General features: G+C 39.3%; 19 protein-coding genes. 7 read left to right on the top strand and 12 right to left on the bottom strand.

Annotated features, from left to right (window positions below; translation table 11 throughout):
* Entirely contained in the window at nucleotides 1–726 is a 726-nt protein-coding gene (locus RM552_RS00205) for a glycerophosphodiester phosphodiesterase (protein ID WP_311366784.1), read from the top strand.
* On the opposite strand, the gene RM552_RS00200 is transcribed toward RM552_RS00205, so the two are convergent.
* Nucleotides 723–1,079, bottom strand: coding sequence for a MerC domain-containing protein (locus RM552_RS00200; RefSeq protein WP_311368239.1), 357 nt, complete (start codon nucleotides 1,077–1,079; stop codon nucleotides 723–725). The two genes, RM552_RS00205 and RM552_RS00200, sit on opposite strands and share 4 nt — an antisense overlap.
* Nucleotides 1,080–1,330: 251 nt before the next feature.
* Entirely contained in the window at nucleotides 1,331–2,098 is a 768-nt protein-coding gene (locus tag RM552_RS00195) for a divergent polysaccharide deacetylase family protein (RefSeq protein ID WP_311366783.1), read from the bottom strand.
* Nucleotides 2,099–2,479: 381 nt separating this feature from the next.
* On the opposite strand from RM552_RS00195, the gene RM552_RS00190 reads away from it, so the two are divergent.
* Nucleotides 2,480–2,944, top strand: coding sequence for a BLUF domain-containing protein (locus RM552_RS00190; protein WP_311366782.1), 465 nt, complete (start codon nucleotides 2,480–2,482; stop codon nucleotides 2,942–2,944).
* A gap of 14 nt (nucleotides 2,945–2,958) precedes the next feature.
* Here the strand turns inward: RM552_RS00190 and RM552_RS00185 are convergent, their stop codons facing one another.
* The 4 genes from RM552_RS00185 to RM552_RS00170 all read right to left on the bottom strand — a co-directional run bounded on the left by RM552_RS00185 (nucleotide 2,959) and on the right by RM552_RS00170 (nucleotide 7,891).
* Complete coding sequence (locus RM552_RS00185) at nucleotides 2,959–3,702, bottom strand: SOS response-associated peptidase family protein (RefSeq protein WP_311366781.1); 744 nt, start codon at nucleotides 3,700–3,702, stop codon at nucleotides 2,959–2,961.
* Between the two features lie 9 nt (nucleotides 3,703–3,711).
* Nucleotides 3,712–4,878 carry a MalY/PatB family protein gene (locus RM552_RS00180; RefSeq protein WP_311366780.1) on the bottom strand — a complete coding sequence of 389 codons (1,167 nt, stop codon included), beginning with the start codon at nucleotides 4,876–4,878 and terminating at the stop codon, nucleotides 3,712–3,714.
* Nucleotides 4,879–5,025: 147 nt separating this feature from the next.
* On the bottom strand, nucleotides 5,026–6,861 hold the full coding sequence (gene typA / locus RM552_RS00175) for a translational GTPase TypA (protein WP_311368238.1): 1,836 nt from the start codon (nucleotides 6,859–6,861) through the stop codon (nucleotides 5,026–5,028).
* Nucleotides 6,862–7,105: 244 nt separating this feature from the next.
* Nucleotides 7,106–7,891 carry an AsmA family protein gene (locus RM552_RS00170; protein WP_311366779.1) on the bottom strand — a complete coding sequence of 262 codons (786 nt, stop codon included), beginning with the start codon at nucleotides 7,889–7,891 and terminating at the stop codon, nucleotides 7,106–7,108.
* Between the two features lie 395 nt (nucleotides 7,892–8,286).
* Here RM552_RS00170 and glnA point away from each other — a divergent pair, with 395 nt between their 5' ends.
* The 4 genes from glnA (at nucleotide 8,287) to glnG (ending at nucleotide 12,992) form a co-directional block, all read left to right on the top strand.
* Nucleotides 8,287–9,696, top strand: coding sequence for a glutamate--ammonia ligase (glnA, locus tag RM552_RS00165; RefSeq protein WP_311366778.1), 1,410 nt, complete (start codon nucleotides 8,287–8,289; stop codon nucleotides 9,694–9,696).
* Nucleotides 9,697–9,817: 121 nt separating this feature from the next.
* The gene (locus RM552_RS00160) at nucleotides 9,818–10,339 is read left to right on the top strand and encodes a DUF4124 domain-containing protein (protein WP_311366777.1); all 522 of its coding nucleotides are present in this window, start codon (nucleotides 9,818–9,820) and stop codon (nucleotides 10,337–10,339) included.
* Between the two features lie 146 nt (nucleotides 10,340–10,485).
* On the top strand, nucleotides 10,486–11,589 hold the full coding sequence (glnL, locus tag RM552_RS00155) for a nitrogen regulation protein NR(II) (RefSeq protein WP_311366776.1): 1,104 nt from the start codon (nucleotides 10,486–10,488) through the stop codon (nucleotides 11,587–11,589).
* Nucleotides 11,586–12,992, top strand: coding sequence for a nitrogen regulation protein NR(I) (gene glnG / locus RM552_RS00150; protein ID WP_432277166.1), 1,407 nt, complete (start codon nucleotides 11,586–11,588; stop codon nucleotides 12,990–12,992). The genes glnL and glnG overlap by 4 nt, the downstream gene beginning before the upstream one ends.
* A gap of 30 nt (nucleotides 12,993–13,022) precedes the next feature.
* On the opposite strand, the gene RM552_RS00145 is transcribed toward glnG, so the two are convergent.
* The 3 genes from RM552_RS00145 to panP form a co-directional block, all read right to left on the bottom strand.
* Complete coding sequence (locus RM552_RS00145) at nucleotides 13,023–14,516, bottom strand: sensor histidine kinase (RefSeq protein ID WP_311366775.1); 1,494 nt, start codon at nucleotides 14,514–14,516, stop codon at nucleotides 13,023–13,025.
* A gap of 41 nt (nucleotides 14,517–14,557) precedes the next feature.
* Nucleotides 14,558–15,268, bottom strand: a complete 711-nt coding sequence (locus tag RM552_RS00140) for a response regulator transcription factor (protein ID WP_311366774.1) — start codon at nucleotides 15,266–15,268, stop codon at nucleotides 14,558–14,560.
* A gap of 231 nt (nucleotides 15,269–15,499) precedes the next feature.
* Nucleotides 15,500–17,119 carry a pyridoxal-dependent aspartate 1-decarboxylase PanP gene (panP, locus tag RM552_RS00135; protein WP_311366773.1) on the bottom strand — a complete coding sequence of 540 codons (1,620 nt, stop codon included), beginning with the start codon at nucleotides 17,117–17,119 and terminating at the stop codon, nucleotides 15,500–15,502.
* Between the two features lie 174 nt (nucleotides 17,120–17,293).
* On the opposite strand from panP, the gene RM552_RS00130 reads away from it, so the two are divergent.
* Nucleotides 17,294–18,013 carry an EAL domain-containing protein gene (locus tag RM552_RS00130; RefSeq protein WP_311366772.1) on the top strand — a complete coding sequence of 240 codons (720 nt, stop codon included), beginning with the start codon at nucleotides 17,294–17,296 and terminating at the stop codon, nucleotides 18,011–18,013.
* Here RM552_RS00130 and RM552_RS00125 read toward each other — a convergent pair.
* Genes RM552_RS00125 through RM552_RS00115 form a run of 3 tightly spaced genes read right to left on the bottom strand, consistent with a single transcriptional unit; the run spans nucleotide 17,962 to nucleotide 20,462 of the window.
* Entirely contained in the window at nucleotides 17,962–18,708 is a 747-nt protein-coding gene (locus RM552_RS00125) for a class I SAM-dependent methyltransferase (RefSeq protein WP_311366771.1), read from the bottom strand. The genes RM552_RS00130 and RM552_RS00125 overlap by 52 nt on opposite strands.
* 9 nt (nucleotides 18,709–18,717) lie before the next feature.
* Nucleotides 18,718–19,530: an ABC transporter permease gene (locus RM552_RS00120; RefSeq protein WP_311366770.1), complete on the bottom strand. Its 813-nt coding sequence runs from the start codon at nucleotides 19,528–19,530 to the stop codon at nucleotides 18,718–18,720.
* Nucleotides 19,527–20,462 carry an ABC transporter ATP-binding protein gene (locus RM552_RS00115; RefSeq protein ID WP_311366769.1) on the bottom strand — a complete coding sequence of 312 codons (936 nt, stop codon included), beginning with the start codon at nucleotides 20,460–20,462 and terminating at the stop codon, nucleotides 19,527–19,529. Before RM552_RS00115 ends, RM552_RS00120 begins: the two co-directional genes overlap by 4 nt.
* Between the last annotated feature and the right edge of the window lie 123 nt (nucleotides 20,463–20,585).

Genomic DNA, 20,585 nt, shown 5'->3' with positions numbered 1-20,585 from the left:
ATGAAAATTTTTGCACACAGGGGTTTGAGCGCCGATTACCACGAAAATACTCTAGAAGCCTTTGAAAAAGCGATTGAAGAAGGTGTGGATGGAATAGAGTTTGACCTTCATCAAGTCGAAAATGAATTTGTCATATTTCATGATTTTACACTTGAACGTTTAAATGGCGATGCCACTCTCTTGAATCAACTGTCCTTAGATCAAGTGCAAAATATAGTGTTAACAGGCGATCATCGCATTCCTTTATTGCAAGATATTTTTGCTCTTGTAAAAGGCAAAGTACCACTAAATTTAGAGCTCAAAGCCATAGACGATATAGACGCCCTGTTATCTCTTGTTGTTGATTATATTTACACACATGATGGGGAAGTTATCTTCTCGTCCTTTAACCACCCTTTATTACGCTCATTAAGTGAAGGTCTACGTAATACTCGCATCCAAAATAAGGTCACAACGGGCGCGTTAATTGGCCATAGTCCAATCGATAATGCAGCTTATGCAGTAAATTTGGGTGCCGACATAGCAGCTATAGATGTACATTTGGTAACACCTGAATTTGTGCAAAATGCACATCAATTCAATTTGGAGGTGTGGTGTTACACAGTCAATAATAAAGATGTGCTTGCACGATTACTTGATATGGGAGTAGATGCTGTCTTTAGTAATGATCCAGCTCTTATGAAAGAAGGATTGTCAGAAAAATCAGCACGAAAAGACCAAATCTAGCACTTCTCACAAGTTTTACACTTTTTACAAAGCCTTAAATTAGCGATGTGCGCCGCGATAATAAATAACGCACCTAGCGCAATAGTAAATGGTTCATAAGAATGCCCAAATATATCTTTATTCCAATATATTAAGCCACCTAATGTAAGTGAGTATAGCGGGTAGAGCTGACGGTGGTATTGGTGGAACCCAATAAAAAGCGCAACAAAACCAACTAAAATAGAAAAGGTCAATATAGTTCTTTCAAACCACGCTGAAGCAACAAAGGTAGAAGCGATTAATGGGACCAAGGGAATGAGTATTGGCAATAGCATGCAGTGTAAAGCGCAAACACTAGTAATCCACATTCCCATACGGTCTAGTTTTGAATTATTAATCTGATTTAGATCAGGCTTTGAAGAACGTTCTTTGTCATTCAAAGTTTTCGAGAGATTAACCTCAATATCAGATGTCTTTACCTGTGCCATTTATATGCGTAAGCCTATTGATTTGTTCTACTACAATGTTGTCTATATTTTGGGCGAAGTATAACGTTTTGAACACTAAAATGATACATTATTACATATTATTTTTATACTTAGTTATATAAAAAAAGAGGAAAACTCTAATTCGGCAACATCACTTGCTGCAGACTCTTATCATTTAATGAATTTTGCTGACTCACTAATCGAGGGTTGATACGGAATTTTTCAGTTTCCTGTAAATAGTTGCTGATTGTAATCAATTCGACATCTTTTGGAAGGTTTTCAAGTTTTGTTGCCAAAAACTCAAGCGTTATTGGGTAAGGATGGCCAATACCAATGGCCTTGCCGGTTTTACGTGCTTTCGCAATAAGTGCATCAAACTGTTGATTTAAAAATGATGGGTCTTGTTTGTGGTCTAAGAAAATATGTCTTCTCGCAGTTTTAACACCTGTCTTCTGCGCAATTAGTTTAGCTTTGGTAAAACGCGTGGTTCTACTATCGATGAAAAACATATTGTTTTTCTCTAGTATTTCCATCATGGCGGTCATTTGTAGCGTCATTTGAGTCAATTTGCTTCCCATGTGGTTATTTACACCCACCGCATGTGGCACAGTTTGCAGAGCATTTAACAAAGCCATTTCGACTTCTGAGGGATACATTTTTGCCAATATAGGTCCCTCACCAAGGTTCACCTTATGTAATGATTCCATCGGCATATGGAGCATTACTTCTCTATTTTGTTGAGCAGCCCAATAAGAAAAGTCAGTGCTAAAGTCGGTATGGGGTAAGATAGAGAAGGTGACCATTTTGGAAAGAGAAAAAGCTTTTGCGTCAGATGCTTTAGCACCGACATCATCTAAAATAATCGCTATTTGTACTTTTACCCCAGAATTATTTGACGGAGTCATTGTCGCATGGGTTGATATGCACAACTGGCAAGTGATCAACACAAACAAAAATAGTAGGTTTTTACATCTAGTCTTTTTTAACACAATTACCCACAATGCTTAGGTCATTCCTAAAGAATAACAGTAGTTTAGGTTTATACACAAGCTCTATGCAATAAGCGTGCAAAAAAACATATAGCTATCTAAAATATCTATTTTTAAAATGAGCCTCTTTACCATCTACATCTTAATTTAAGATTCTAAATTCATGCAAAATATTAATTTATATTAAAGAGATGACCAATATCCCAAGATAACATGGCGCTTGAATGCTCATTCAAAACAGCATATTCTGGGCAATAGGACATATTAACAATAAGGTTGGGGATAGTATTAACTAATATGAAGAGCCTTATCTATTTAAGCTTATCAAGAAACGAGTTTTCTGAAAGTGACCTAGTTGAATTGGCAAAAACATCTGCTAACAAAAATGCAGAAGTCGGAATAACAGGTTTTTTGTGTTATCAAAATGGCAGATTTATTCAATATATTGAAGGTCCTGAAGACAAACTTGAGCTACTTATGTCAAAAATTAGACAGGATAAACGTCATAAAATATTAACTGAACTTATCTCTTCTCAAATATTAGAAAAACGTTTTCCTGCTTGGGGTATGGCTTTATTAAAGGAAGAGAACCTTACAGAATTTAATTTTGAAGAAAGCATTGAACGCAATTTAATGTATATTAAAAATGAGTTTTTACATAAGGATATATCTAAAAAAATTGTTTGGCAGCATGTGAGTTTGATAGGTCAACTGCATATGTCAAAGTTGAATCTTCAAGAAGATAAGCAATCTAAATCTTAAAAGCCGAAGCTTGCTTAAGCTTCATCTGATAACAGGATATCGTTTATATTCCCTACCAACTGTTTATCTTTATACGTTTTTACTCTTTGCACATGCAAACTAGGATAAAGTTTGGGCGCGTTGAGTAGGTATTGAATTTGCGCATGTTGTGCATTTTGCGTAGACAACCACAAACCAATAAAATCATTATCAACTGGTAAAAACAACGGAAAAGCTTTTTCATGATAAGGCGTCATTTTAGGATGAGCATCACGCGTAATAATCGCGCAACAATAGTCTCCGTTTGGCAATTTTCTATAAACCGCACCTAACAAGAATGGTTCTTGGCTACGCATTAAATATTGATGTTTGGTCTTACCTACTAGCTTTGACTCACCTAAATGGTTGGCGAATACAACACCACGATGCTTGTTTAATGCACCTTTCCAAAATGGACTATCTAAATTTCGGGCATTGAAGCTTGTACGACGCCCTAATACGGTAATATTAGACGTCGAATCCCCCTTCTCACTTTGTTGATATTCTTGACAATTCGCATCAAACCACCAAACTGCCTCTACGCGTTTTAATTCGCCATTTTCCCTTATCATCAATGGAATTCGTTTGTTTGTATCCCCGCCAAATGCGGGATAAGCCGAATAGCTGCGCCAATGGCTTAGCAGAAACTCCAGAGGTAGTTGAGCAACAGAAGTCATAGCGGCTTCCCATTGCGGGTGCTCTTTAATTGTGGCCTGTTCGTAACTTACAAATCCGCACATATAAGCTCACTATTGCGATAAACGTTTAACGACTTGCTGTAAAAATGCCATGGAGCATCCGAAATTTATTCGGAAAAATCCAGGTGCTAAAAAATCCTTACCTGGCGAGGGACCCACGCCTTTTTGTTCACACCATTGTTGCGGGTTGTCGATGCTAAGGCCGCTACCGTCTACCCAAAGTAAGTAGGTAGCTTCGGGAGTGAGCGCCCTTAAACCATCAATTGCATTAATTTCAGCTACCAAATAATCTCTATTATTTCGCAAATAAGCTAATTCTTGGGTGTGCCAATCTTTACATTGAGTAAATGCCGCTTCGGTAGCAACCAAACCTAAAATGTTAACCCAAGGCACAATGCCAGCACTACTTTTCACAAACCTTGCGCGTACTTTAGGATCTGGAATAATCGCAAATGAAGTCCCCAAACCGGCAATATTAAATGTTTTACTTGCCGCCATAAGCGTCACAGACTGCTCACTAATAAGATCTAGTTTACCAGCAGGTACATGTTTACATTGTTCATTCAAAATTAAATCACAATGGATTTCATCGCTACACAATACGACATTATTTTCTTTACAAATACTGGCAATACGAGCTAACTCAGCATCATTTAGCACAGAGCCTACAGGATTCATCGGATTGCACATGATAAACAACTTGCACTCTGGTCTAGCGGCTTGTTTTTGCAGCTCGTCTAAATCAATACTCCAACGCTGGTTTTTCTCTATAGTAGGGATATCGACACGTGTTAAACCGTTGATGCTAGGCGCCGCTAATAAAGGAGGATAATTTGGCGATTGCACCATAACAGCATCACCCTTTTTACAAAATGCTTGGCAAGCCATGTTAAAAGCTGGCACAACACCAGGCGTCCAAACAATCCAGTCTGTCTCTATAGACCAGGCATACTCTTGCTGACACCAATGCTTAACCGCTTCATTAGCTGGGCTATATTGCGCAGGTAATGTGTAGCCTAAAATGCCATGCTCTACTCTTGATTTAAGCGCCTCGAGAATTGCTGTGGCACACTTAAACTCAGTATCGGCAACCCAAACTGGCAATATGTTTTGGTTTTTATATCTTTCCCATTTGAAAGAAAAACTTCCGCTTCGATCAGGCGTTTTATCAAAAATTGAGTTATCAAAACGGGGACTTTCCCATTTTCTTTCAGACATATTTATAGTCCATTTAAATTGAGTTAGAGTAATCTAAGCACCCTATGGTGCAACTAGATAAAGACTAATATAAAACGAAGTTATAAAAAAGGCATCAACAACGATGCCTTTTAAAAAGTTTATGTTAGTCCGTAAGTGGAGCGACTATTAATCCTTATTTTTGCTTCGACCCGCGCGCTTGCGATCGGTCTCGGTAAGTAACTTCTTACGAATTCTAATACTTTCAGGGGTCACTTCAACCAACTCGTCGTCATCAATAAATTCTAGCGCTTGTTCTAAGGTATAAATAATCGGTGGCACAAGTGTTTGCGCTTCGTCCGTACCTGAGGCTCTAACGTTAGTTAGCTGCTTACCTTTTAAGGCGTTAACAGTTAAATCATTGTCTCTGCTATGTATACCAATGACCATTCCTTCATACACTTCAACACCATGACCAATAAATAAGCGCCCACGTTCTTGCAAATTAAACAGGGCATTAGTTAACGCTTTACCTGTTGCGTTGGCAATTAATACACCATTTTTGCGTTGGCCGATATTCCCACCTTTATGCGGGCCATAGTGGTCGAATGTATGATATAACAAGCCTGAACCAGAAGTCATTGTCATGAAGTCTGTTTGAAAGCCAATTAATCCGCGACTAGGGATCATAAAGTCAACACGAACGCGCCCTTTTCCGTCGGGTGACATATTGGTCATTTCAGCTTTGCGAATACCCAACTGCTCCATAATTGAGCCTTGATGTTGATCTTCCACATCAACAGTTAATGACTCGTAGGGCTCCATCAGCTGACCATCTTCTTCTTTTAAAATAACTTCTGGTCTCGATACAGCAAGTTCGTAACCTTCACGGCGCATATTCTCAATTAATATACCCAAATGTAGCTCACCTCGACCCGATACTCTAAACTTATCTGGATCAGCAGTTTCTTCAACGCGAAGGGCCACATTGTGAACAAGCTCAGTTTGTAAACGCTCCAAAATATTTCGAGACGTCACGTATTTACCTTCTTTCCCAGCAAATGGTGAGGTATTCACTTGAAAAGTCATTGTTACCGTTGGCTCATCTACTGAGAGCGGAGTAAGGGCTTCTACTTGGTTAACATCACAAATAGTATCGGAAATTTTTAACTCACCTAAGCCTGTAATTGCAATGATGTCTCCAGCGGCGGCAGAATCTACATCATGTCTTTCTAGACCTAAATAACCAAGGACTTTACCCACCTTACCATTGCGACTTTCACCAATAGCATTGACGATAGTAACCTGTTGATTCAATTTTACAGTACCGCGAGTAATGCGGCCAACGCCGATAACACCAACGTAAGAGTTATAGTCTAGTTGCGATATTTGCATTTGAAAGGCACCGTTTGCATCAGCATTCGGAGCTTCTACTTGTTTCACAATAGTCTCAAACAAAGGGGTCATATCAGGCATTTCGACACCTGACTCATTCGATGCCCATCCATTTAGAGCCGACGCATATACCACTTCAAAGTCGAGTTGGTCATCGGTCGCGCCTAGGTTATCAAACAAATCGAAAACCTGGTCCATCACCCAATCTGGTCGAGCCCCCGGCTTATCAATTTTGTTAATTACAACAATGGGTTTTAAACCTTGTGCAAACGCCTTTTGCGTGACAAACCTAGTTTGCGGCATTGGGCCTTCTTGTGCATCCACCAACAGTAATACCGAATCAGCCATTGACATCACACGTTCCACTTCACCACCAAAATCGGCGTGTCCTGGCGTGTCAACAATATTAATTCGATAACCATTCCAATTAATTGCAGTGTTTTTAGCTAAAATTGTGATGCCACGTTCTTTTTCGATATCATTTGAGTCCATTACACGCTCTTCTGCGACACCGCGACTTTCCAAAGTGCCGGACTGCTGTAATAGTTTATCAACCAAAGTTGTTTTTCCATGGTCGACGTGAGCGATAATCGCTATATTTCTTAACTTACTGATATCGTTAGACAAAATTAGAACCTATATTTATATAACCGCACTCAAAAACAACTGCATTTGAGGACAAATAATGTAACCCATCACACAAACTTAATGTCGTGCAAAAAATGAGCGCGCATTATACATGTATTGAGGAGAATCGCAGAATGAAATTTTCATGAATGCTGAAAATAAAAGGCAGTAAGTCAGCTTAACAAAACATGACCTTATGCCTTTTACCTTATTTTTGTGAGCTAAATCGTGATATTAGTTACAAAGATTAACCGTTGAGTAAGTCTTTCAACTTATCCTTCGCTTTATCTTTTAACTTGTCTTTTTCTTCTTCTAACTTTTCTTTTGCTTTCGCTTTTGCCGCTTCGCTTACGCGTTTTTTAGCTTCAGCTTTTGCTTGTGCAATGATGTTATCGAGCATTTTGTCAACTATCGCAGTACCCACTTGGTCTGCTGGTAAACCGTTAGGTTTGCCGATTGAACCTGCGCTGAAAGTGGGCAATTCTACTTCATACGCTCTTTGCTCGACCGGCAGCTCAATGCCTTTTGTATCTAAATTCTCAAAATTGAGTTTTAAGCGTACTTTGCTTACTTCTACGTTTTCAACAATGACTAGTGGGTTTGGCCCTGCTTTTTCTTCTACTGGCGCTTCGCCTGTTGGTAGATTTTTCATTAAGTTATCTTTTAATACTAATAAGTTGCCGCCTCCGTTGGCGTCTACTTCATAAAGAATTTCAGGGGCATTAACGCTCACTGTTTGAACGGTGTATGGTTCGCCCGTAATATCACCTAAATCTAAGGTAACCGATTCGAGACTAAACGCGTCAGACTGACTAAAGCCCTCAGGGTTTTTTACGTCTAAATCACTTATTGTCATGCGTCCTTCGGTTAATGCTAAATCAACATTAAAAACGCTTACGGATGTACCAAGAAATTTACTGCCTTGAGTTTCTATTTGTTCCTTAATGATGCCTCCGGCATTACTCAAAAAGTAATACGATCCACCCGCAATAACGGCTAGCAAAAGTAGTAATATGATTAAACCCTTTTTCATGATCTGGTCCTTTAGTTATTTATAGAAATCGTCTAAATATTAACACTATATTCTTAAGCAAGTAAGCGATAATACATCGAATACAGAGAGATATTTTACACTCCACACCAGCTTTTCACTATTTTAGTGCAGGCTCTCAAAAAGCCGCACCATGTTAGCTCAACAAGTCTGCTCCCGATTAAAGGTTACTGCCATATCTATATGTATTTTAAGGTGTTTTTTCAAGACGCCGTAAAGGCTTATTGTGGCATGATTATCGCTTAGGCATTTGGTTAATAAATAATAAGAATTTTTAGTGATAAAACATCGAAAGAGAGGTGAAAATACGTACTCTTGATGATACTCTAATTTGAGATACTTATTTTCAATTATAGACATAAAAACCGGAGGCCGATATGTCATACGAGTCAGTACTAGAACTGATCAAAGAAAGTGAAGCAAAATTTGTCGATTTGCGCTTTACAGATACAAAAGGTAAAGAGCAGCACGTTTCTATTCCTTGCCACCAAGTAAATGAAGATTTTTTCGAAGAAGGAAAAATGTTTGATGGATCTTCAATTGCAGGCTGGAAAGGCATAAACGAATCTGACATGGTTTTAATGCCTGACCCTGAGACTGCGGTTTTAGACCCTTTTGCAGAAGAAACCCAAGTAAACATTCGTTGTGACATTCTCGAACCATCAACAATGCAAGGTTATTCTCGCGACCCTCGTTCTGTTGCTAAACGTGCTGAAGAATATCTTAAATCTACGGGTATCGGTGACACTGTCTACTTCGGTCCTGAGCCAGAGTTTTTCTTGTTTGACGACGTTCGTTTTCACACCGACATGGCTGGCTCTTTCTACAAAATAGACGCCGAAGAAGCTAAGTGGAATTCTGGTGCTGAGTACGATGGCGGCAACATGGGTCATCGCCCTGGTGTTAAAGGCGGATATTTCCCAGTTCCTCCAGTAGATTCAGCACATGACATTCGTGCTGCAATGTGCACCGTTATGGAAGAAATGGGCCTTACTGTAGAAGCGCATCACCACGAAGTAGCAACTGCTGGTCAAAACGAAATCGCTTGCCTATTTAATTCGTTAGTTAAAAAAGCCGACGAAATTCAAATATATAAGTATGTTGTTCATAACGTTGCTCACGCATACGAAAAAACAGCCACCTTCATGCCTAAACCTCTTGTAGGTGATAACGGCTCTGGTATGCACTGTCACCAATCAATTAGCAAAGACGGTAAAAACGTTTTCGCTGGTGACGCATATGCCGGTTTGTCTGAAGAAGCTTTATATTATATTGGTGGTATTATTAAGCACGCTCGCGCAATAAATGCGTTTGCGAATGCTTCAACTAACTCTTATAAGCGTTTGGTACCTGGGTTTGAAGCACCAGTAATGCTTGCATACTCAGCTCGAAACCGTAGTGCCTCAATTCGTATACCATTTGTTACGAGTGAAAGAGCGCGACGCATAGAAGTACGTTTCCCTGACCCGACTGCTAACCCTTACTTAGCCTTTGCTGCTATGCTTATGGCTGGTATCGACGGTATCAAAAACAAGATCCACCCTGGCGATTCAGCCGATAAAGACTTGTATGACTTACCGCCAGAAGAAGCTGCAGAAATCCCAACGGTTGCTAGCTCATTAGAGCAAGCGTTAGAAGCCTTGAGTGATGATCGCGAATTCTTAACTGCAGGTGGTGTAATGAGTGATGAAATGATTGATGCCTATATTGAGCTTAAATCTGAAGAAGTTGAAAAACTCAACATGACAACTCATCCTGTTGAATTTGATATGTATTACAGCGTGTAAATACACACTGCAAAGCATTCACTTATGCAATTGAATACTAAGCCTGCTAACTGCAGGCTTTTTTTTTACTACCGATAACGTACAATGAATAAGTGGTTGCTTTAAAGTGTAGGTCTTACAAATGCGCATACTGATGTTAATTTTCATATTATTGTTTTCGTTCCAAACTATTGGCGAAAACAAAATTTATAAAACTGTGCATGCGGATGGCACCGTCACTTATTCTGATCAACCTTCAGAGGGTGCAATAGAAATCACTTTACATGTCAACACAAGTACGATTAATAGCAATAACGCGCGTCCTACACCTCAAGTTCAAGTGACCCAAAAGCAGAGTGCGCAATACACTTTGAGTATTGTGAGCCCTGAAGCTGATGCTACCATTCGCAATAACAATGGCACCATAAAAATTGCGGCTTCTATTGCTCCAGCAGTAAATGGACTATTTGAACTCTCTATCAATCAACAAACTCACCGCTCTGCTTCTGGTCTATTTACCTTGGTAAACATGGACAGAGGAAGCTACTCATATTCAATTAAATTTATTGGCACATCGGGCAAGGTAATTGCATCTAGTGAAGCGAGAGAATTGCATTTACACAAAGCATCTGTGCTAATTAATAATAGCCGCAATAATCCATAGTTTTAAGGCCTAGTAGTAGGCTGAATTGGATTATATAGGCAACTAGCTCTATTCAATGACCTTTCTGTATTGCTTCTTTATGGCGCTTTGCACTATTAAAGTGCATAATTATTGGTGAAGTAAAAACTCTTTTAGGGGTTCTAGCCTTGGTTGCTGACAATCTACATTACGAATTATTTTTAAACTCTATTCGAACTGCATTGGTGCTGATAGATGAAAACTTTGAAATTAGCTTTGTAAACGATGCCGCTCTAAATTTGCTAGAAACAGGCAAGAGCCAAATGAAAGAAAGGCCTTTTAATGACTTTTTTTTACCAGACAGCTTTAATTCAGAACAGTTTGTTCAAGCATTGTTAACTGGGGAAGAATTTTCAGAGTCCAGTGTTCAATTATGCTTTACAGATGGCCGCAGTTCTATGGTTGACATTAATGCAAATATAGTCAAAGCAAACAATAAACGCCAAGCATTGATCGAGATTATCCCGGTCGAAAAACAACGTAAAATTTCACAAGAGACACAGCAATATGCGCAGCAACTAGCGGCAAGAGAACTCATTAGAGGACTCGCGCATGAGATCAAAAATCCTTTAGGCGGGATACGAGGAGCTGCTCAATTATTAGAAAAAGAATTGCCCAACCCAGAGCATAAAGAATTTACAGAAATGATTATTAGCCAGTCGGATAGACTTCGAAGCCTCGTAGACAAATTACTTGGGCCAAATTCTTTACCACAGAAGTCTGAATTTAATATCCACAAAATTATAGATAAAGTCGGTGTTTTGATATCTGCTGACGTATCATTTTCTATTAAAATTGAAAGAGATTACGACCCCTCTATTCCTGATATCTTTGCTGACTCTGACATGCTCGAACAAGCGATATTAAACATTTCAAGAAACGCTAGTCAGGCGCTGCAATCCGTTAACATAGAACATCCAATCATCACCTTTAAAACCCGAATTGAGCGAAAATGTGTCATTAAAGGTGTTAGGCATGCCTTATGTGCAAAAATTAGCATAGTTGATAATGGTCCGGGCATTCCCCATGAAATTAGAGATACTCTGTTTTATCCGATGGTGTCTAGTAAAGCCAATGGCAATGGACTAGGTTTATCAATAGCACAAACCTTAACAGATCATCATAACGGCAAAATAGATGTAGAAAGCTTTCCTGGCTATACAGACTTCAGTTTGTATATTCCGCTAAATTATAAAAAACCAACTTACAACCAAAAGGATATTGAATCATGAGCCAATCTGTATGGATCGTCGACGACGACAGTTCTATTAGATGGGTCTTGGAAAAAGCGTTAAAAGCCGCTGATATAGATAGTCTTAGTTTTGACAATCCCGAAGACCTATTGCTACAAATTCAGTCTGGTCAAGCACCTATGGTCGTCATTTCCGACGTGCGAATGCCTCAAATGGATGGCATGCAACTCCTCGAAGAGATACATCACCATTTTCCAGATTTACCTGTTATTGTAATGACCGCACATTCTGATTTAGATAGTGCCGTTAATGCTTATAAAGGGGGAGCGTTTGAGTATTTACCAAAACCTTTTGATACCGACGAAGCTGTAGCGCTAACCAAGCGAGCGCTTGAACACGCTAGAGAATATTCTGGTGGCGCAAAGGCAGAAAGTATTAACCCAACAACTGAAATAATTGGCGAAGCTCCAGCCATGCAAGAAGTATTTCGTGCGATTGGAAGGCTATCACGTTCTTCAATTAGTGTGCTTATTAATGGACAATCCGGCACAGGTAAGGAACTTGTCGCTCATGCATTGCACAAGCATAGTCCGCGACACCGCAATACCTTTGTTGCATTAAATATGGCAGCTATCCCTGCAGATTTAGTCGAGTCCGAGTTATTTGGACATGAAAAAGGCGCTTTTACTGGCGCACAAAATGCAAGGATAGGTCGGTTTGAGCAAGCCAACGGCGGAACTCTATTTTTAGATGAAATCGGCGATATGCCTGTAGGTGTTCAAACGCGACTACTCCGTGTGCTTGCCGACGGACAATTTTATCGTGTAGGAGGACATAACCCTGTTTCTGTCGATGTCAGAATTATTGCTGCAACCCATCAAAACTTAGAAGAAAGAGTCAAAGATGGTAGTTTTAGAGAAGATTTATACCATCGCTTGAACGTGATTCGAATCCATATTCCTTCGCTTTCACAAAGACGTGAAGATATACCATTATTAGCACGCCATTTCTTATTAAAGGCGGCAAAAGAATTGGGCGTTGAGTTAAAGTTATTGAGTTCAGAAGCCGCTGCTAGTTTATCTGAATTTGCATGGCCAGGTAATGTTAGACAACTTGAAAACACATGCAGATGGCTAACCGTTATGGCCAGTGGCCAAGAAATTTTACCGTCTGACTTTCCACCTGAACTGTCATCGATTGATAAAGAACAAACTAATACGGCAGTACACAGTGATTGGACTAGCTTATTGTCCATCTGGGCTGACAAGCAATTGATAGTTGGTAAAAACGATATTTTGGATGAAGCGCAAGTTAAGTTCGAAAAAGTATTGTTGGAATGTGCACTAAACCATACCAAGGGTCATAAACAAGAAGCTGCGAAACGATTGGGCTGGGGCAGAAACACCTTAACTCGAAAGCTAAAAGAGTTAAATTTTGACTAACTTAAGGACGGATAGTCACTGCTCAAATATTTAATTTTTTACTGGAGAAAGCGAAAAACTAAAGGTTGTTCCGCATCCTAGTTCGCTTTCAACAGTCAAGCTTGAACCCAATACATCCACTAATTTTTGACTGATAGCCAAACCTAAGCCTACATGAGAGTTTGCGTCTCTTTCTGTATTACTGGCTTGATACCTTGCATTGAAAATATAAGCAAGCTCTTCGTTAGCGATACCTACCCCAGAATCTACTACACTAATTTGAATGTTATCTTGCACCGTGCTGACGTTAATTTTAATTGTGCCATTTTTTGGTGTATGTCGAATCGCATTTTCTAGTAGGTTCGTTAAAACACGCTCTAATTTTTCAATATCAGCACTTACATAAGTATTTATTTGTTCTGCTTGCACCGTTAAGCTAATGTTTTTTTCGGTCGCTTTTATTTTAAATTTAGCCGCAATATCGTGTAAGAGTTCGGTCAATAAAAAATTCTCTTTTTTAAGATTGATATGCCCACTCTCTAGGTAAGCAAGTTCAAAAATTTGATCAATTAGACGCTTGAGATTGTGTAAATTTTTAAGTGATATGGCGATAAAAGTTTTTCTCTCCTGGGCACCTAGTGACTCTCCTTTTATTGCCAGGGTTTCTACATAACCCTGTAAATTTGCTAGGGGCGTCCTTAAGTCATGAGACAAATCAGCCAGCAAAGTGCGTCTTTGTGCATCTGTTGACTTAATTTGCTCCCATTGCAAATCAATATGTTTTAGCATTTCGTTAAATGAATGACCTAAGCGTTGCACTTCGTTACGGCTATCGTCGCGCCAAGGTAAAAGACTGACCCCTGAACTAGCCAGGTTAAAGCCACTATTTCGAAACAAATCCATGTCGTCACTTAAGCGTTTTAAAGGAAGGGTGAAAACACGAAATAGCAGCATTAATGCGAAAAATAAAAACAGAGTGCCAGCCACTATCACCATCGCAAACTGTTGAATTCCTTTGTTTTTCTTTAAACTGTCAACAATAGAATCATATTGTGCACCACCTATGATCACATACAAATAACCTTGTAACTTGTCACCATTATATACCGGTGCCGCAGAGAATATTTTGTCACGGTTTTGTGACTTAGGGTCGGTACCGTATAAGGGCAAACTAGAACTGTCTTCGAGTAGTTCTAGTACTGGTTTTAAATCGATCTGTTTGCGTAATACTTCGGCAGTTTCTGCTGATTTTGTTAAAATTCTTCCTTGTGTATCAACAAAATAAAATTCAAAGCTTGGGCCAAGCAGCATTAGCGTATGAAAGAGATTCTTTAAGGCATCATAGTCATACACGCCTGTTTTAAGTAAAGGATTGTCATGCACTAAATGATGAGCCAAATCTAAATGTAGACGCTGTTCTCCTTCTCGAGTAACTGATTCTTGCAGGTATGACGAAGCCACAGCAAACAAGGTGATAACACCAAAAAAGACGGTGACCAAACTAACTGATAAGCGTTGATAAAAACAAAGACGAGGACGCCACATAGTCATACCTTAAATTTTTGTCTTAGTGTAATAACCAATGTTTATGCTTTGGCTACGTTAAATTTATATCCAACACCCCAAACTGTTTGCACGTAGTCTGGATTTGCCGCGTCTGTTTCTACTTTTGCACGTAAACGATTGATATGGGAGTTTACTGTATGTTCATAACCGCTATGTTGATACCCCCAGACCGATTCTAAGAGTTGAGCTCGTGAAAAAACCTGATTAGGATGCTTCATCAAGTGATATAACAAATCAAACTCTGTCGCAGTTAAATCTATTAGTTTTTGCCGACAAAATACTTCTCTTGTTTGCTGGTTTATACATAAACTACTATGTTCAATCATGTGTTGTGGTGATTCTGGCTGAGTTTGCGCATTAGCTAAAAGATGCACCTTTCGAATTTGAGAACGCACTCTTGCCTGTAACTCTCTGATGCTGAATGGTTTAGTCATGTAATCGTCGGCACCTAATTCAAGGCCAAGTACCCGGTCAGTTTCTGAGTTTTTTGCCGTCAACATAATTATTGCTTGCTCAGGTTTTCGGTCGCGCAGATTACGACAAATATCTAAACCACCTAAAGAAGGTAACATTACGTCTAAAAGCACTAAAGAATAATCGTTATTTAAAGCCGCATTAAGACCCGCTTGGCCATCAGCATGATGTTCAATACTTAATCCTAATTCGGTTAAATTAACCGTAATAAGGTTTGCAATATCATGATCGTCTTCAACAACTAATACTTTATCCATAACAATTTTCCTTAAACTAGTATCAACCTTAGTCAATGTACTCTCGTCTTTTTGGACATGAGTATTATCCATAGTGCTGGGTATGTTTATATTGAGCATTAATGTAGACCTTAAAGACGGCAGATTTCTTTCAGAATTGAGTAGCTTAATAGGTAGATATCAAAAAAGTATCACGAAACGATATCGATTATTTATTTTTGCGGAATGTATTATTGAATTAGATTTTAGGGCTTACGCTATGCGTTCGATAGACTGCTTGCTAAGTTCTTGCCATATTTTTGTGTTTTTTGCTAATGTGACTTGCTCTTCCAAGATAGCTCGTAAATCGTCTTCTGTGGTTAATGGATTAGCTAGTACAACCCTAAACACGGTTGTAGAGATACCTTTATAAGATTCAGTTTCAATGCGGGTTCGAGATACAAAAGATTTTCCCGCTTCCCTTTGTTGTTTTTGTACACTGACGGTTAACGTATCAAGTTGTGAATTAACTTCTGCCATTTGCTGATCGCTGGCTTCAGCCATATTACTCAAGTGCTGAGGACATAATCGATAAGTTAATAAGGATAACGTAGGAGGTGTAATTAATTCGAAATGTTCAGTTTGTTGTATAAGTTGAGCAAATTTCACAGCCATTTGCATAGAACGGTCAATTAATAACTCATATCCTCTTCTGCCCAAAATATGCAAAGAAGAATACAACATCATTGCCATACCGTTACGTGAACCTTCTAGCGTCGTTGACCCTAAATCTTTCGATCCTTCTCGTAAAATGTATTGAGCATGATGGCGAACTGTATTTGAGCTTTTAGGATCCTTAAACAAGACCATCCCCGCACCCATGGGCACATACATTTGTTTATGGGCATCAATAGTCACGGAATCGGCTTTGTCTATGCCTTTTAAAACACTACGATGAGTAGATGAAAACAAAGTGGCCCCACCCCAAGCAGCGTCAACATGGAACCAAGTACCCAGTTCTTTTGCGACTTCGCTTAGTTCTTCAAGAGGGTCAACATGCCCTGTCTCAGTAGTGCCCGCTATACCAATAATCGCAAGTAATTTTTTACCTCTTGCTTGGTATTCCTTGCCCACTCTCAAAGCTTCTTCTGGTTTCAACACTTGGCTACCTTGGCCCACAGCCAACATATTTTTACGACCTAGACCAAGCACATCAACTGCCTTTCCTAGAGAATAATGCCCTCTTTTTGACGACATTAACCCCATATCGTCGATACCATAATGCTGATAAGCCGCAAATAAGCCTTCCTTTGCCACACCTGCAAAATGTTCATTGGGTCCCAATATTTTGTTGCGGGCAACCCAAAGCGCAGTTAAGTTTGCAATAGTGCCACCGGAACAAAATGCACCTAACGCATCTTTTGCACTATGCAAATATTGGTCATAAAAGTTGGTTTCTCGCTTATAGATCAAACCGTGTAACATGCCTAAGGTCTGTCTTTCTAGTGGTGTAAAAGCTTTGGAGGTTTCAATTTTAACCAAATTTTGATTTAACCCAACCAACAACTTCGCTAGTGGAAGATGGAAATAAGGTAAGGCCGACGTCATGTGACCAATAAATGTCGGCGATGATGTGTTGACCGAATGGGAGACTAGTTTATCAAGCAAATCTTGCGCGTGGCTAGAGACAAAAACAGGCGACTCCGGGACGAGATACTCCCTAAAGTCTTGCTCTATCTCTTCTAGCGATGTTTTTTTTGTCACTACATGCTGAGACAAAAAATCAGACAAATTGTCTGATAAATGACGCTCAATTTTGGCAAGCGTAGAATCATTATTTTCAGGCTTAGTAAAAACCCGATACAAATGCTCTAAGCTAACATCTGCTTTCAAGCACTCTCCCCCTTATATTTTAACCTTCGACTGGTCTTAACTCGCGCACTTTACCTTAGAAAGGAAAAATTGCCAAATTTTCATGATCAGCATATTTACAAAAATAAAAAAACCTAAAGTAAACAGGGTTTTGTAGGATAACAAGACAATAGGGAAAGTTAAGAGGAACCCACCGTGCAAGCTAAACCCGTCGTCGATAAATTTTCGATTGAGCAAATAGTACCCTATTTTCAACCTATATTCGATTTACGTATGCATAAAGTCGTAAGTTATGAATGCTTAGCGCGCCTAATTACCGACGATGAAAATATTTATCTTCCAGCAGATTTCTTAAACATTGTTCAACGTTCACAGTCTAATGCCTCACTTACTCAACGTATCATCGAGCTCAGTAGTGCATATTGTGTGCCTCGTCGCATGCAATGTAGTGTTAATTTATTCCCCTCCGACTTACGCAATGCTAATCTAATAAATTGGATGAAAGACCTTTGCGACGATAGCTACGATGGTCTAGTTGGTGTTGAGCTAAATTATGAAAGTGTCAAAGGACATGCACATTTGCTTCGAAACCTAATGAATAAAATGCCAAGTTTACAAATTACGATTGATGATGTGGACAGTTTTGAACATGAATTGATAGAAGTCATCAAAACGGGTATCCATGCAATAAAACTAAGTGGCAACATGGTAACTAGATTCGCAAAGACAGGTGAAGGCAAAAACACCATCGAAAAAATTATATTACAATGTGAAGTATCCGAATGTATGTTAATTGCTGAGCATATCGAAAGTGATAATATTTTAGATGCCGTGATGAATTTAGGCATCCAGTATGGACAGGGCTACTCTTTGTCTGAGCCTGCAGGTCGAATGTCTAGTTTAAAACAAGTTTGACCAGACGCTAGGTACTTTCGCTCAAAGGGTGTAATTGGTGCTTGTGAAGCTTCGATATTATTCAACTCTCCAATTAGGCCAAAATATTCTGCCGCTATTTTAAATTCTTCAAGATATATCTTCCAATTTGACCTAACTTCGATGCATTGACACGTTTTCAATATTTCTGGAAAAATCGCACTAGCGTGCCAACGTTTACCTAGCTGCGTCTTTTTAGGATAGGGGTTTGGATACAAAATATATTGTTTGATGACTTTCCAAGCAGGTGACTGCTGCTCAATATAATGATTTAAAAGGCGCCAGAAATCGTTCAAATCGGCCTGTAAGAGCATATAATTTTTAGGTATCGCATTTACAGGATATGTTGACAGCTGAGCCTTATTTATACTTGAGTAGCTGCTATGCTTGGCTAGTCGCTGATTTGATTTATCTATGCCAACCACCATGACGTCAGGATATTCTCGAGCGATCGCGATACTACTTTCACCTACCCCACAGCAAGTATCTAACACCACATCTCCATGCCAGCCTTCTAACCAAGCAATAAGCGAGTCGAATGCAAGACGGGTATGATCTGCAAATGGTCGTTTAAAATGATGACGTTGATGACGCTGTAACCTATCAATTAAATCCTGATGAGGCTCAAACTGGTTAGTTTCTATGCTCTTGGCTTGCAAGGAAGGCTTATTTTTCATGCTCACCCTTTAGCTTCTTATACCAACGCCTTTCTTGAGTAAATAATAAGCTAAAGACATGAGCACAACATTAAAACCAATCAGCAAAGCCAACGACACCCAATGATTAACATCCGACACACCCAAAAATCCGTACCGAAAGCCATTTACCATGTATACAATCGGATTAGCTTGACTAACAATTTGCCAAAAATCAGGCAGAAGCGTAATTGAATAAAAAACGCCTCCCAAGTAGGTAAGAGGTGTTAGCACAAACGTCGGAATCACGCTTATATCATCAAAGCTTTTCGCATAAATGCCATTAATTAAACCCGCAGTGGCAAATAAAGTCGATGTTAGTAATAACGTAACAACAATAATGAAAAAGTTGTGCAGTTTAACATCAACAAAAAACATCGAAACACAGGTAACAATAACACCAATAATCATTGCCCTTGCAACTCCGCCGCCTACAAAGCCCATAATAACTACCCATGTAGGGACAGGAGCAACCAAAAGTTCTTCTACATTGCGTTGGAATTTGGCACTAAAAAATGAAGATGACACATTTGAATACGAACTGGTAATAATTGACATCATAATCAAACCGGGCACGATAAATTCCATATAACTGAAACCGCCCATCTCTCCAATACGCTTGCCAATTAAATTTCCAAAAATCACAAAATAAAGGGACATAGTAATTGCAGGTGGAACCAAGGTTTGCACCCAAATACGCAGAAATCTGGTGCACTCTTTAATCCATATCGTTTTAAGCGCAACATAGTTTCGATTGGCTGCGCTCACTTCAGCAATATTTGGTTCTGAAATACTCTCACTCATGCTGATGCGTCCCTTTTTTCTGTATTACCAGATTTTACTAATCTAACAAATAACTCTTCTAAACGATTTGCTTTGTTGCGCATACTCATTACCTTGACGTTTTCTTGAGAAAGGTATTCAAACACTTTATTTAATCCACTTTCTTTTGGCACGTCTATCTCAAGGGTTTGATCGTCTGTTGCTCTTGTTTCAAACTCAGGAATACTGATTGAACGTGCACCATCGACCAAATCAAACACAAATGTTTCAATATTTAGAGTGGCTAACAAAGCCTTCATACTTGTGTTTTCAACAATTATGCCTTTATCAATAATCGCTATGTTCCGACACAACATTTCGGCCTCTTCAAGGTAGTGTGTGGTGAGGATAATAGTGATGCCTTGTTCATTAATTTTTTTCAAAAATGCCCACATTGACCGCCTAACTTCAATGTCTACACCAGCTGTTGGTTCATCTAGTATTAACATTTTTGGTTCGTGCATGAGTGCACGCGCTATCATCAATCGGCGTTTCATGCCACCTGATAATTCTCGAGCACGTGCGTTTCGTTTATCCCAAAGCTCTAGTTGCTTTAGATATTTTTCAGCGCGTACTTTTGCTAAACTGCGAGGCACGCCGTAATAACCCGCCTGATTAACAACAATTTGATATAAGGTTTCAAATTGGTTGAAATTAAACTCTTGTGGCACTAAACCAATACATGTTTTAGCCTCGACTTCCTGTTTCACTGAATCGTGACCAAATACCGAGATAGCACCCGAAGATTTATTGACTAAAGAGCAAATGATTCCGATGGTGGTTGACTTTCCGGCACCATTAGGGCCTAACAACGCGAAAAAATCCCCTTGCTCAACTTCTAATTCAATACCCTTTAAAGCTTGCACGCCACCGGCGTAAGTCTTCTGCAAGCCCTTGATGTCCAATGCTTTCATTGATGTCCTATTTTATGGGAGATGTTTATTGGTGCAATGCATGCACACCGACAACGATATTATACTACGAAGTAAGGGTTTTAATCGATTTTTCTTATTTCAAGTTTAGCTAAGATATCTCAA

The sequence above is a fragment of the Glaciecola petra genome (assembly GCF_031846345.1).
Classification (GTDB): Bacteria; Pseudomonadota; Gammaproteobacteria; order Enterobacterales; family Alteromonadaceae; genus Glaciecola; species Glaciecola petra.
Note: the sequence above shows the minus strand (reverse complement) of the source record. Positions and strands in the feature narration are given on the sequence as shown.

Bases quoted from the DNA above. Each gene is read 5' to 3' on its own strand.
- RM552_RS00120 (WP_311366770.1), bottom strand. From the start codon at position 19,530: ATGAGTGAGAGTATTTCAGAACCAAATATTGCTGAAGTGAGCGCAGCC.
- RM552_RS00115 (WP_311366769.1), bottom strand. From the start codon at position 20,462: ATGAAAGCATTGGACATCAAGGGCTTGCAGAAGACTTACGCCGGTGGC.
- RM552_RS00200 (WP_311368239.1), bottom strand. From the start codon at position 1,079: ATGGGAATGTGGATTACTAGTGTTTGCGCTTTACACTGCATGCTATTG.
- RM552_RS00180 (WP_311366780.1), bottom strand. From the start codon at position 4,878: ATGTCTGAAAGAAAATGGGAAAGTCCCCGTTTTGATAACTCAATTTTT.
- RM552_RS00185 (WP_311366781.1), bottom strand. From the start codon at position 3,702: ATGTGCGGATTTGTAAGTTACGAACAGGCCACAATTAAAGAGCACCCG.
- RM552_RS00205 (WP_311366784.1), top strand. From the start codon at position 1: ATGAAAATTTTTGCACACAGGGGTTTGAGCGCCGATTACCACGAAAAT.
- RM552_RS00160 (WP_311366777.1), top strand. From the start codon at position 9,818: ATGCGCATACTGATGTTAATTTTCATATTATTGTTTTCGTTCCAAACT.
- RM552_RS00145 (WP_311366775.1), bottom strand. From the start codon at position 14,516: ATGTGGCGTCCTCGTCTTTGTTTTTATCAACGCTTATCAGTTAGTTTG.
- RM552_RS00190 (WP_311366782.1), top strand. From the start codon at position 2,480: ATGAAGAGCCTTATCTATTTAAGCTTATCAAGAAACGAGTTTTCTGAA.
- RM552_RS00125 (WP_311366771.1), bottom strand. From the start codon at position 18,708: ATGAAAAATAAGCCTTCCTTGCAAGCCAAGAGCATAGAAACTAACCAG.
- glnA (WP_311366778.1), top strand. From the start codon at position 8,287: ATGTCATACGAGTCAGTACTAGAACTGATCAAAGAAAGTGAAGCAAAA.
- glnG (WP_432277166.1), top strand. From the start codon at position 11,586: ATGAGCCAATCTGTATGGATCGTCGACGACGACAGTTCTATTAGATGG.
- RM552_RS00195 (WP_311366783.1), bottom strand. From the start codon at position 2,098: ATGACTCCGTCAAATAATTCTGGGGTAAAAGTACAAATAGCGATTATT.
- RM552_RS00140 (WP_311366774.1), bottom strand. From the start codon at position 15,268: ATGGATAAAGTATTAGTTGTTGAAGACGATCATGATATTGCAAACCTT.
- RM552_RS00170 (WP_311366779.1), bottom strand. From the start codon at position 7,891: ATGAAAAAGGGTTTAATCATATTACTACTTTTGCTAGCCGTTATTGCG.